The organism is Marinobacter sp. 3-2, from assembly GCF_003751355.1.
Classification (GTDB): domain Bacteria; phylum Pseudomonadota; class Gammaproteobacteria; order Pseudomonadales; family Oleiphilaceae; genus Marinobacter; species Marinobacter adhaerens.
Genome location: NZ_RJUQ01000013.1, coordinates 312718 through 325230, shown reverse-complemented (window position 1 = coordinate 325230; position 12513 = coordinate 312718). Strand labels below are relative to the sequence as shown.

At 59.2% G+C, this 12513-nt stretch carries 12 protein-coding genes; 3 read left to right on the top strand and 9 right to left on the bottom strand.

Annotated elements, in window-relative coordinates:
- Window positions 1–9 precede the first annotated feature (9 nt).
- The 5 genes from EDB94_RS08910 to EDB94_RS08890 form a co-directional block, all read right to left on the bottom strand.
- Window positions 10–858, bottom strand: coding sequence for a formate/nitrite transporter family protein (locus EDB94_RS08910; protein ID WP_014579005.1), 849 nt, complete (start codon window positions 856–858; stop codon window positions 10–12).
- A 336-nt stretch (window positions 859–1194) separates the two neighbouring features.
- Entirely contained in the window at window positions 1195–1941 is a 747-nt protein-coding gene (locus tag EDB94_RS08905) for an energy transducer TonB (RefSeq protein WP_108018137.1), read from the bottom strand.
- The gene (locus EDB94_RS08900; RefSeq protein ID WP_108018136.1) at window positions 1938–2348 is read right to left on the bottom strand and encodes a biopolymer transporter ExbD; all 411 of its coding nucleotides are present in this window, start codon (window positions 2346–2348) and stop codon (window positions 1938–1940) included. The genes EDB94_RS08905 and EDB94_RS08900 overlap by 4 nt, the downstream gene beginning before the upstream one ends.
- Window positions 2345–2740: a biopolymer transporter ExbD gene (locus EDB94_RS08895; RefSeq protein ID WP_108018135.1), complete on the bottom strand. Its 396-nt coding sequence runs from the start codon at window positions 2738–2740 to the stop codon at window positions 2345–2347. The genes EDB94_RS08900 and EDB94_RS08895 overlap by 4 nt, the downstream gene beginning before the upstream one ends.
- A complete protein-coding gene (locus EDB94_RS08890; protein ID WP_108018134.1) occupies window positions 2727–3515 on the bottom strand; it encodes a MotA/TolQ/ExbB proton channel family protein in 789 nt (262 codons plus the stop codon). Before EDB94_RS08890 ends, EDB94_RS08895 begins: the two co-directional genes overlap by 14 nt.
- Window positions 3516–3701: 186 nt before the next feature.
- Between EDB94_RS08890 and EDB94_RS08885 the strand changes: the two genes are divergently transcribed.
- On the top strand, window positions 3702–6050 hold the full coding sequence (locus EDB94_RS08885) for a diguanylate cyclase domain-containing protein (protein ID WP_108018133.1): 2349 nt from the start codon (window positions 3702–3704) through the stop codon (window positions 6048–6050).
- Here EDB94_RS08885 and EDB94_RS08880 read toward each other — a convergent pair.
- The gene (locus EDB94_RS08880) at window positions 6033–6803 is read right to left on the bottom strand and encodes a sulfite exporter TauE/SafE family protein (RefSeq protein WP_108018132.1); all 771 of its coding nucleotides are present in this window, start codon (window positions 6801–6803) and stop codon (window positions 6033–6035) included. The two genes, EDB94_RS08885 and EDB94_RS08880, sit on opposite strands and share 18 nt — an antisense overlap.
- On the bottom strand, window positions 6782–7921 hold the full coding sequence (locus EDB94_RS08875) for a hypothetical protein (protein WP_108018131.1): 1140 nt from the start codon (window positions 7919–7921) through the stop codon (window positions 6782–6784). Before EDB94_RS08875 ends, EDB94_RS08880 begins: the two co-directional genes overlap by 22 nt.
- Window positions 7922–7973: 52 nt before the next feature.
- Here EDB94_RS08875 and EDB94_RS08870 point away from each other — a divergent pair, with 52 nt between their 5' ends.
- Window positions 7974–9461 (top strand): amidase, encoded by a 1488-nt coding sequence (locus EDB94_RS08870; RefSeq protein ID WP_260312545.1) that lies wholly within the window; start codon window positions 7974–7976, stop codon window positions 9459–9461.
- A gap of 131 nt (window positions 9462–9592) precedes the next feature.
- A complete protein-coding gene (locus EDB94_RS08865) occupies window positions 9593–10210 on the top strand; it encodes a hypothetical protein (protein ID WP_014579014.1) in 618 nt (205 codons plus the stop codon).
- A gap of 17 nt (window positions 10211–10227) precedes the next feature.
- On the opposite strand, the gene EDB94_RS08860 is transcribed toward EDB94_RS08865, so the two are convergent.
- Window positions 10228–11358 (bottom strand): HupE/UreJ family protein, encoded by a 1131-nt coding sequence (locus tag EDB94_RS08860; protein ID WP_260312544.1) that lies wholly within the window; start codon window positions 11356–11358, stop codon window positions 10228–10230.
- Window positions 11355–12473, bottom strand: a complete 1119-nt coding sequence (locus EDB94_RS08855) for a lipopolysaccharide assembly protein LapB (protein ID WP_108018129.1) — start codon at window positions 12471–12473, stop codon at window positions 11355–11357. Before EDB94_RS08855 ends, EDB94_RS08860 begins: the two co-directional genes overlap by 4 nt.
- Window positions 12474–12513 lie beyond the last annotated feature (40 nt).

Sequence of the window (12513 nt, the reverse complement as noted above, 5' to 3'; positions counted from 1 at the left end):
AGACCCTGCTTAGTTGGAGCTGGCCAGGGCAGCATCGTTGTAGGCCGTTGCAATCTTGCGCTTCGGCGCAGTTCTTACATGGGTGGTGTAGAGCGTCAGGCCGGTAAAGGCCAGGCCGCCGACAAGGTTACCCAGTACGGTGGGAATCTCATTCCACCAGAGGTAGTCCATCACCGAGAACTCGCCGCCCATGATGATGGCGGACGGGAACAGGAACATGTTCACGATGGAGTGCTCGAAACCCATGAAAAAGAACAGCATGATCGGCATCCACATCGCCAGTACTTTGCCGCTGACATTGGTGGAAATCATGGCGCCGACGACGCCCATGGAAACCATCCAGTTACACAGCATTCCGCGGATAAAGATGGTGGCCCAACCGGCTGCGCCGTATTCGGCGTAACCGAGTGTGCGCGCTTCTCCGACACTGGCGATCTTGGCACCGACCGCCCCCGGATCGGTGTTGAAACCATAGGTGAAAATAAAGGCCATCATGAAGGCTACGGTCAGTGCGCCGCCCAGGTTGCCAAGAAAGACCCATCCCCAGTTCCGCAGAATGGCCGCCGGGGTTACGCCGGGGCGTTTATCAAGCAAAGCCAGGGGCGTGAGCATGAAAACGCCGGTCAACAGGTCGAAGCCCATCAGGTAGAGCATGCAAAAGCCGATCGGGAACAGGATGGCGCCGATCAGGAACACCCCGGTCTGGACCGCCACGGTAATGGCAAACGCTGCAGCCAGGGCCAGGATGGCGCCAGCCATGAAGGCCCGGATCAGAGTGTCCCGGGTTGACATGTAGATCTTGGATTCGCCGGCGTCGACCATCTTGGTGACGAATTCCGAAGGCACGATGTAAGACATAGTGTTTTCCTCTGACTTCTATCAAGTGGCCAGACTTTTTGATTGGCCATAAAAAAACGGCGTTACTCGCCGCCTGCAATCTGCAGGTACAAGTAGACGCCGTCGTCTGAATAAATCTGTCGCTGTGAACAGAACCAACATTGGTTCCGTTAAATCCAGGTCTGCAGAGTTTGTGCCAGTTTGGATTGATTCAAAAAAATCAGAATTAAATCAGCTTGGTATGTAATTTCAGGTGGAAGTGCCTGAGTTCGTGCCAGGCATGAAGCCTGTTGTCACGCACTCGATCGGTGCGTGAACTCCGCGGATTGCTGCAAGCTGGCGCAGCGGTAGCCCGGTTCAGCGGAGGCGAAAACGTACGGGCAGTGCGTAACGGAATTTCTTACCTGATATCTCATCAGGCACGGCCGGAAGAGGCTCTGCCTGCTCCAGCATGGCAAGAGCCGACTCGTCCAGAAGCTGATGTCCGGAGCTGGCCCTCAGGCTGTGTGCCACCAGGGATCCATCCCTCCGAAACTCGAACACGATTACGGGGGTGCCTTCCTGACCGAGCCTTCTTGCCCGGCGGGGATATTCATAATACCGGGCAAGGTGGCGGCTGAGCCTGGACAGGTAATTATCCACTTCTGATCTGACGCCAGCGTTCTGAAGCGGAACGGTCGCCTGGGATTGCTCCAGGGTCTCCGTTTCCACGGGATCGCCAACCGGCGTCTCTGCTTCTGTAACCTGCTCTGTGACCTCAGGTTCGGGCGTCGGCTGCGTTACCGGTTCTGGCTCAGGCTCAGGCTCAGGCTCTGGTTCGGGGTCAGGCTCTGGTTCCGGTTCCGGCTCTGGCACAGGTTCCGGCTCTGGCACAGGTTGCGGCTTCGGCTGTGGCTTCGGTTCCGGCGCAGTCACAGGCTCGGACCTGGGAGCGGGCTCGCCAGCCAGCTTTATGCGAATGGCGGGCGCGGTGTTGACGGCGGATTCGCCCAGAGTATTGAGCTCCACCGTCTTTTCGGGAGTTGCGAAGACCAGGGCAACAAAGGTGATCACAAATGCCAGCAGCAAAAGTACCCATCGGGAGCGCGGTTGTTGCGGCATCATTGGGCTGGCTCGGTCAACAACAGGACATCCTGATACCCGGCCTTTTCCAGCAAGCGCAAGAGTGCCTCCAGATCCGCCATGCTGATTCCTTCGGAAGCGGCAATTTTCAGGGGTTGCTCTTCGTCAGGCGTTGGCAGTCTGGCAACCAGAGACTCCCTGTCGAGCAGATCGCCACCAACTCTCCACTCGCCTTCTGCGCTGACAATCATGTCCGCATGGGGCGACTGCTGGTCCTCAGCCTGCTGCGTGGCGGGCAATTCCGGAAGTGGGTCGTCGGTCAACTGGCCGGCAACGATGAAAAACATGAGAAGCAGAAATACCAGATTGATCAACGGCAGAAGTGCATCTTCTACGCGCTCCATCAAGGTTTTGCCGGAGGTAAACGGAGGTGGAACCAGATCGCTCATGGTGTCTGTGGTTTCGCCCGCTTCCAGTGGGTGTCTATATTCTGCTCAGTCAAGCCGCTGAGGACCCTGGTGAAGGCTCCCAGAGGCGTATCACCCGTCGTCGCGAGGTTTACTTCGGTGATACCGGCGTCTCCCAGCTTGCTCACAAGCTGATCGGGGGCCATGGATTGCCCCTGCCATTGCACCTTGCCATTGGCAGTCACGGTCAGCTCAGGCAGAGGCTCGCCAGTGACCGGGCTGCGGCTGGAGGTGTTATTTGCAAGTTCCAGGTAGTCGACTGGCAACAGACGGGTGGTCAGCATAAAGAACACCAGGAGGATGAAGACGACATCGATCAGGGGCGTGATCCGTATCGGGATCGGGCGACTCGGCCTTGGTTCAACCAGTTGCATGGGCGAATCGCTGACCCCGGGCAGTTGTATAGCGGTCGGGCTCGTCCCCGGCTGCCTCGCTGTGAAGCTGCTGTTCAGGAACCTGGTAGTCTGCTTCATCAGCGTCCAGAGTCTGTTCCGGCACAATATGCAGAATCGAAACCAGGGTACTGTTGATGGTCTTGTGGATGCGTCGCAGCCGGAACTCGATCCATGCAGCCAGTGCAGCAAACGGTATGGCCACGACCAGGCCCGCGGCGGTGGTGGTCAGGGCCTCGTAAATACCGCCACTGAGCTGGGTGGCATTGGCACGGCCTTCGGTAGCCGCCATGGCGCTGAAGGCCTCCATCATGCCCAGCACGGTTCCCAGCAGGCCGAGAAGAGGAGCCAGCGCGGCAATGACTTCGATGATCTTCAGAGGCGCTTCGAACGGCTCCAATGAATGCTGCGCATCCCGGGAGGCCGTTTCCCGGATCTTGCGGTCGTCCTCGCCGTTGTGTATCGCCTCAATCGTATCGACGACAAGGCGCTGAAGCGGATTTAACCGGCCTAATCGGCCTGCCTGATATCGTATTTCGGAAGGCCGCACCGAAGCCGGATTGCTCTGCCAGTCCATTACGGTTTTTTTAAGACGGCCCGACATTCGCGGCGCATAGAGGGCGCCAAGAAGCATCAGATAGACAAAAGTGACGAGCCCGATGACGGCAAGTGCCACGAGCACAACCATTACAGGCCCTCCCATATCAACAAGTTGGGTGAGCGGGCCAGTGTTCAGGGGCAAGGTGAGGTCCGTCATTGGGAAAGGCGCTCGTTGTGCAAAAATGGACCTAAATGATAACGATTTTCATTAAATTTGCAAGTGCGTAACCTGACATTGAATGCCTCTCTGGTAGACTTGAACCACTGGTCACCAGAACAGAAAGCCTGAGATTGGAGGTAAGGTCATTACGGGTCGTCGAAACCGTCCGGGAGTGCGGATGCTGTGCTGATCAAACAATGGTTCGGCAGTCTGGTGAATCGGGCCGTTGCCCTCGTGGTGGTGGCGATCATCCTTTCGGCATTGCTGGTAACTGTGGCAGGGTCTCTGCTGAGCCGGTCGGAGCTGGAGCAGCAGGCCCGTAACCAGGTCGAAACGATTGCCACTCTGATTGCGGGGGAGCTGGACGACAAGCTGGCCCTGCGCCTTGAAGCACTCAACCATGTGGCCCAGAACCTCACCATGTCTCGCGATGTGCTTAATGCGCGGGCCCAGATTCTGATCCGGCGGCAAACGGCCCTGGAGCACCTGTTTGATGCTGTGTACCTGATGGATGAGAACGGCCTGGTGGTCGCCGAGCATCCGGAGGATTACCGGCAGTCGGGACTGGATGTCAGCAAACGGGAATATTTCCGCCGCGTCGCGTCCACTCTCACGCCGGTGATCAGCGAGCCCTACCTGTCCCATTATCAAGAAAAGCCGGCCATCATGGTTGCCGCGCCGATCTTCGACCACCGCCAACGGTTCATCGGCGTCATTGGCGGCGCCATTGCCCTGGATGGCAACAACTTCCTTGATCAGTTTATCAATATCCGGATTGGAACCACCGGCTATCTGGGTGTCGCCACCCGGAGCGGGTTCGTTGTGGTCAATCAGCAGAATGAAAGGGCCATGTCACCGGTTCGTGTTGCCAATCCGGTGCTGCGGGACGCCATGGAGGGCTTCGAGGGCACCGTGGACACCCGCAACAGCAGTGGTGAAAAGACCATCATGTCGGTGCAGCAGCTGACCCAGGTTCCCTGGTTTGTGTCGGCGTCCTGGCCGGCTCGTGAAGCCCTGGCCCCGATGACCCGGACGTTGGATGCGTTTGTGTGGATTCTGCTGGCGGTGATCCTGTTGATCGCGCCTCTTGCGCTCTGGCGCTTCCGGCGATTGATGGCGCCGCTGAAAACCCTGGGCGAACAGATTCGCGAGCGCCACCTGGGTATGCGCTCGGACCCGGTGGACGTCGCCGGAGGGAAGGAAATCCGCCAGGTTGCAGAGATTTTTAACACTGTAACCGATGAACGGGACGAGGTTCTGGTATCTCTCGCTGAAAGAGAGGCGTTTTTCCGTTCCCTCACGCAAAGTGCGCCCATCGGTATCGTGCAGACCGACGTTCTGGGCCGAATTGAGTTTGCCAATCCGGCTTTTGAGGCCATCGTTGGTCATCCGGCGGAGCAACTCACCTACAGTTATCTGGCCAATCGTGTGCATGAGAGCGATCGACTGGAGGCGATTGCCGGCTGGAAGACGGCGATCAGGAACCAGAGCGTTTTCCGGGGACGGTTGAGGCTGGCATCGCCCGCACCGGACCGGGTGATCTGGGGTGATGTGATGACGGCTGCAATACAGACGCCTGAGAAGGCGCTCGGCACCATCACTGTCGTTCGCGATATATCCCATGAGTTGGAGGTGGAAGAGGCCCTCAGGGCAGAGCAGCAGCGCGCAGAGACAATACTTGGCGTGCTCCAGGAGGGGGTTCTGATGGTAGACGTCGCGGGTGTCATTCGTTTTGCCAACGATGCCGCATGTCGTCTTCTGGGAACGGAGGGTGAATGCGTGCTCAGGAACTTCTTCCAGCTGGTCACCATTGAAACGGAAGAACGCGAAATAACGGCGGAGCAGTTCCTGACCGGTGATGACCTGGACAGCCTCTATGTGACGCTCCGCAATTCCCTGGGTGTTCCCTTCCCCATAGATCTGACCATGCTGCACATTCGTCAGGGCCGAGAGGATGAACGCCTGGTGTTTGTGCTGCGGGACGACAGCGACCGGCGCCGGCAGGAGGAGCGACTGTCCTGGGAGGCGACCCACGACAGCCTCACCCAGTTGCTCAACCGGCGCGCGTTTAACGCTTCGCTGGTTCGCACCTTGGGTGAGGCCGGTCGCCAGGAAGCCCGTTCGGTACTGATGCTGATTGATCTCGACTATTTCAAACCGGTGAACGATGAAGGCGGTCACCTGCTTGGTGACGATCTGCTCAAACGGCTGGCGGATCTGTTCAAAGACGCGGTTCGCCAGTCCGACACCGTGGCCAGACTGGGCGGAGATGAGTTCGGCATCATTTTGCCTGCCTGCGGCATGACCCGGGCCGAGGCGCTGGCGGAACGGATCCGCGCCGACGTGGAGGCGCTTCGCATTGACCATGAGGGCCGCTCATTCGGCGTAACCACCAGCATCGGCCTGACGGAACTGACAGCGGAAGACAGCGGCCCCAGAGAGGTTATGGCCCGGGCGGACGAGGGTAGCTACATCGCCAAATCCAGGGGGCGTAACAGGGTTGTCGTGGTGCCTTCACCACCAGCCGGCTGAGAGACTGGCCTGCCAGAGCAGGCGAATCGCCAGCGCTGTAAGCACGATATTGAAGATCAACGTGAACTTGCTGTTGCTCAGGGAACGGAGCACATGCAACCCAAGCCAGGTGCCGGCAAAGCCGCAGGCAATCATGGCGAGAATGAAGGGCAGCCACTCGAAGAACATGAAGCCCGCCGCCCCGAACACCAGCGCCTTGGGGGCATGCTGCAGTGTCATGGCAGTGGCAAACGTGGCCACGGTTCTGAACCGGTCGGTATGAATCTGCTTGATGAACGCTGCAACAAGTGGCCCGGTGGCGCCCACGAACAGACTGACAAAACTGGTCAGCGCCGACGCCAGGAATACCCCGGGAGCACCAAATGCACCCTTGGGTAGCGCCGGTCCCCAGCAGAGGTAGAGCACGAACAGGGCGATGGTCAGCTGCCAGACGTGGGCGGGGAGATTTACCAGTAGCCAGGCGCCCAGCGCCGCACCCAGGATCACGCCGGGCAGAAACGCGGCAATCACCCGCCAGTCTATATGCCGCCACGTCAAAGCCGCCCGGCCAACGTTCGAGCCCAACTGAATCATGCCGTGCACCGGGATAATGGCTGTTGGTGGCATCCAGCTGGCCATCAGTACCAGCAGCAAAACCCCGCCACCGGCGCCAAGGCTGGCGGTGATCATCGAGGTGATGGTTGAGCTGGCAAGCAGGAAAACGGCGACAGGAAGGCTCAGGCTTTCAGGTATCAGTTGGTTGAGTACTTCCATTCACAGAATTCCGTTGATTTCAGTTTGGCCGTGCGACACAGGGCCTCGGTTGCCAGCTGAACGTCGGCCACATAGTAGAGCGAGGCGAGCCCCAGGCGGTCTCGCCCCAGATTGTGGAAAATCAGGCCGAAGGCAATATCACCGGCGGTGAAGCGTTCATGGTTGGCGGCAAAATACTCTGCTGGCTGCGCCAGTACCGGATCATCCAGCAGCGCCTGCACCCGTCCGGCGCCGCCATGATACGCCTGAACCAGCAGGAGGGTGAATAATCGGTCCCTTTTGGCCTCCGGCAGATGGCCGAAGCGTTGCTGGAAAACCGGTGCGAGATTGCGGGCGTTCTGGTTCATCAGGCGCAGGGCACAGTCTATCTGTGCCAGTCGGTGCCAGAAATTGTCCGGGGCAATCTCGCAGTCCGACAGGGCGGCTGGCGACAGCTGAAGGATTCCCCTGGCGTTGGCACGGGAGTGGGCTCTCGCCTGGGCTCCACTTTCGATCAGGATCTGGCCGGCCAGGTACCGGGGCAAGGCTTGCGGCAGGGTAAGGCGATTCTGGCTGCTGCGGTGGTTGAAGACATACATGAGCGCGTCGTGCAGGCTTTCCGGTGCGCCACTGGTGGCAAAGATGAGGTCGTCCCAGGCGCCCCATATCCGGTCCGCAGGGAGGGTGCCAAGATAGCGGGCAACGGCTTCATCCACGTTCACATGAGGTTGATCGCAGGAAAGGGCGAACGGATAGCCGGTCTGGCCCGTCTCGCCAGGCACCCAGTCTTCCACCTTGTTATTCTCATACAGCGATTGTCGCGTGGCATTCAGCAGGCGCTGGGTGGCCTCACGGTCATCACCATCACTGATCCAGGCCAGAAAACGGCCGCGCATGTCATAGAGAACATGTCGATCCGCACTGGAACAATAGCCGGATTCTTTGAGCACCCAGCGCCTGATGGTGAGAATGTTCTCGAAGACCCCCTGACTGACCCAGTAGGGTGATGTCCGGACAACTCGGGTCCACTCGCTGCTCTCGCCAGAGTCCGGCGGGGCCTCCTGAGCGCTCGCAGCGACCGATGCCGTCAGGATGAAAATCACGGCAAGCTGGCGTAAGCTCTTGAGAAATCTGATCATAGACGTTATACCCGTGACCTTCCTCGAATCAGAATAACAAATGGAACCTGCCATGAAGCAATCCGAGTACCTCCGTTACGATGCAACCGCTCTCGCTGATCTTATCCGCCGCGGCGAAGTCACTTCCGGTGAAGTATGCGAGGCCGCGGTGGAGCGGGCAACCCGCGTAAACGGCAAGCTCAATGCGATCTGTTATCCCCAGTTCTCCGAAGCGCCAGCCCAGCCCTTTCCCGAGCAGGGTGTTTTTGCGGGCGTTCCCTTGTTGCTCAAGGACCTCGCCCAGGAACAGGCAGACCATCCGTGTACCTACGGAAGCCGCGGTATGACAAAGAATATAGCCCCTCGGGACTCGGAGTTTGTTCGCCGGGCCCGGGATGGCGGCCTGGTATTCCTGGGGCGCACCGCCACGCCCGAGTTTGGTCTGAAAGCGGTGACCGAGTCCGAGCTCTGGGGGCCTACCCGTAACCCCTGGAACACCCAGCTCACCCCCGGCGGCTCCAGTGGCGGCTCTGGCGCGGCGGTGGCAGCGGGCATCGTGCCAATGGCGGGCGCCAACGATGGCGGCGGCTCTATCCGTATTCCTGCCGCCTACAACGGGTTGTTCGGGCTGAAACCCTCCCGTGGACGGATTTCTTCGGGGCCATTCATGGGCGAAGCCTGGACAGGCGCCTCTACCGATCATGTGGTCAGCCGAACGGTCAGAGACAGTGCCGCGATGCTGGATGTGCTCAGTGGTCCGGCACCGGGCGATCCCTTTGTGATTCCACAGGCGCCGGCGCCTTACGCTGAACTGGTACAGCGGTCCCCCGGCAGTCTGAAAATCGGTGTCTTTACCTCGTCGCCCTATAACACGGAGGTGGCCCCCGAGTGCGTTGCTGCCGTCGAGGAAACCGCCCGGGTTCTCGAGAGTCTCGGTCACAGGGTTGAATACGCGGCGCCGGAGTTCGATGGCATGGCCCTGGCCCGATGTTATCTGGGACTTTACTTTGGCGAAGTGTCTGCCCTGATGGCGAAGGCGAAAGAGCAGTTCGGTGCCGCCGACAGTGATTTCGAGCTGGATACCCGGTTAATTGGCATGCTGGGAAACACCATGCCGCTCTCCGATTACGTTCGCCGCCGCCAGCAGTGGAACGAGTTTGCCCGGGCCCTTGGCGTGTTCTTCGGCCGTTATGATCTTTACCTGAGCCCCACTACCGGGCAGTTGCCTGCGGCTATCGGGGAGCTGGAAACACCAGCCCATCTCAAGTTCGCCGCCCGCCTGATGCTGAAACTCAATGCCGGTAAACTGGTGCATCGAACCGGCCAGGTGGACCAGATGGCGCTGGAAAGCCTGGCGCGAACGCCTTTCACCCAACTGGCCAATCTCACTGGAACGCCGGCCATGTCGGTGCCCATGCACTGGACCGCCGAAGGTTTGCCGGTGGGTGTGCAATTGGGCGGTCCCCACGGCGCCGAGGCGACCCTGCTGCAGCTGGCGGGGCAGTTGGAAGAGGCGAACCCCTGGTTTGGCAACTACGAAAGGCTTGAGGATGCGTTCTGATTAATGCAGGGGTTGTGATCCGGCAGGTCAAACTCCACGTTTATCTTTGTAGCCGGAACAGGCTATGCTGTTAGTCAGGAAGACCCCTTCTTCCTGATAGATCCTGATGGCATCGAGGAGGCGAGCGTATTATGAACCAACCGATGGCAATCGATGAACTGGTATCAGTAGCACAAGCCGAGGCCATGGGGGAGCTAGACGCCCCGATGATGGCCATCGTCCTGTCCAGTGAACAAAGCTACGACTTGCCCATCAATTCCCTTGAAACCGATGCCGACAAGGCCCGCTGGGGTTTGATCCTCCGCGCTGCCCGCGAGCATGTGGAAGCGGATGCCGTGGCCGTGCTCTATCCGGCCTGGACCACCATCCGTCACAAGAAACCAGAGGTGGAGGCCGAAGCGGCTCCCGAAACTCTTGCGGAGGAATCTGAAGGCTCTGATGATTCAGACGGACCTATAGACACCCTGTTTGTGCAGCTGCACACCAGGGACCACGTTTACTGGCGGGGTTTTGAACAGATTCGGGATCCCAAGCACCAGCGCATTATCGGCTTCCGCCGTATCAAGGCGCTGTCCACCGATTACAAACGAGACGAAGCGCCTTCCGTCGCCTCCTGGCTGAGCACCCTGTTCGAGCCGCTGCCGGAAGAAGGTGAAGAGACCACGGTAGACCGCGAACTGGCCGACCTGCTGGAAGAGCCGGAAGTCAGTGCAGCGCTCTATCCGCGTCAGATGCGGGCCCTGCACTAAGGTCATCCGGCGCGCGCTCAGAACAAGGGCGCGCGCTGGACAACCCAGAACAGGCTGATCGCACCAATGCCTGCCAGCATCACTGGCACGGCGCCCTTTTGGTACATCCGATTTTTGCCCAGATAAACCAGTACCGGGAACCCCACCACCAACAAGGCCAGCTGACCGAGTTCCACTCCGAGGTTGAAACCTGCCAGCGCCACCGCCAAGCCGGATATGCCACTGGTGAGATCGCCCAGAACACTGGCGAAGCCAAAACCGTGTACCAGACCGAAACCGAAGGCCAGCCTCCAGGTTTTATGCCCCAGAACCGGCCAGGCGACATTCAGTGCGGCCAGTCCGATGGACAATGCGATAACCGTTTCCACCCATGCGATCGGCAGTGACACGATATCGAGGGCGGCCAGGGCCAGAGTGATTGAGTGCGCCACGGTAAATGCGGTAACAATGCCGGCCAGTTCAAGCAAGCGGCCCCGTAAGGCTTTTGTTTGGACGCCGGGCGTGGGGTCTTTGTGAGTGGAAAGCGTCGCCGGGATGATCAGAACCAGCAGGAACAGAATGTGATCCAGGCCGATCAGCAGGTGGATAACGCCCTCATAGACAAACGTTTTGAAGACACTGAAATAGCTGGGCGTGTCCGTACCTGCCAGATTCAGAGTCCGGGAATCAGGCCCCAATACGGCCAGACGCGTTTGCCCGTTGTAGTCCAGGCTCACCAGGCCCCGGTGCAGTGCATCCTGCCCAAACAGGAGGTTGTACTCCAGTGCTTCGGGTGGCTCACCGTCGGGGCAACGAATGGCGTAACGGGCGGCGGAATAGACCCCGTCACTGTGCTCGCTGATACCCCAAGTCTTACCGGCCAGACCGCAGTCACCACTGCTGTTCGAAAAGGTGAGTGCGGATTCGATGGTCCGCGTAATTTCTGGTCTTGCCTGTCGCAGTTCCTGACCGGATATTTCGTTATCTCCGTTGCTATCAATGCTCACGAGCAGCGCGAGGTCCCGCAGTGCAACATCCATTCTGAGTTCCGTCGGCCCGCTGTCGAGGTAAAGAAAGCTGTCGCTTGCCTTGTGTGCTGCTGCCATCCCACTGGCTGACATCAGCGCTATTGTGGTCAGGGCGAGCCAGATTCTTATTATTATCCTCATTGTTTGAACTCCGGATAGCGGGCATCGATCTGACCCTGCTGACTGAGCCATTCGCTCACTCTTTGGCGCTGGGCCCTGTCATTTGAAGCCAGGGCAGATCTCAGCAAAAGCCGTGTGTCCAGGGGCTCCCTCTGACTTTCCCAGTTTTCGATCGCCAGTCTCAGGGCATCGTGCGGCTGGCTCTCTACATCCAGCTGGAAACGGGCAACATCCCTGGCGTGCAGTAAAGTGCCTCGCCAGCGAGCCTCTTCAAATCGTTGCCTTAAACGACGGTTCAGTTCGTCACTGCCAGGGTGGCCCATGCGTTTCATGGCGATGGCCCGAATCACGGCAAGTGTGTCAACGGCCTCGAATCCGTGAGTGAGTGTCAAAACGCGCTCGAGCTGGTCCTGCTCAAGGAGCCAGTCGGCAAGTTGGGCTCGGGTATACAGGTCACTCGGAGATGCCTGCAAAACCCTTCGCCAATGCAGTTCGGCTTCGGACAGCCCTGCCTGGGCCGCGATATCGCCGAGGGTGCCCTCGGTCCAGAGTCGACTGGTGGAATCAGCCTGCTGGCGGCCTGTCGACTTGGCGAGTTGTTGAGCAAGATTCCGGTAGGCTTTTTGAGGGTCGGATGTCCTCGCCTGCACGGAAGCCAGGCAACTCTTCGCTATCAGGCCGGGATAGGCCGACTGAAGTGCCTGACAATGCCGCCCGGCCTCGGTGTAACGACCTTGAACCAGCTCGAGATTGGCAAGGGTCAGACGAGCCTGGATACGTTGTTGATTGTCCGAAGAGCTTGAAATTACCTGTTCAAGATCGGCGCGGGCGGAATCAAATTGATGCAGGCTCTGGCGCAGAGTCGCCCGGAGGACCCTCAGCCGGTGGGTCAGCTGCTCTTCCGGCCAGCGATTAATCAATGTCTGGGCGTACCCCAGATATCTCGGATCACCACTGGCCCTGGCCTGTGTGATCAGCATTTGCAGACGGTCCCCAGCCTCTTTGGGTGAGTCCGTCTCCCGGAATATTTCGGTAGCGGTGTTGGGTAACTTGGTCAGTATTTCATCGTCCCTGAACTCCGTGATGATGGCATCCGGGGCGGCTTGGATCTGGAAGGGCGCGAAAATCGCAATCAACCAAAAAGTCCTGCCCCGAAGGGCAGGCAAAGAAAAGACC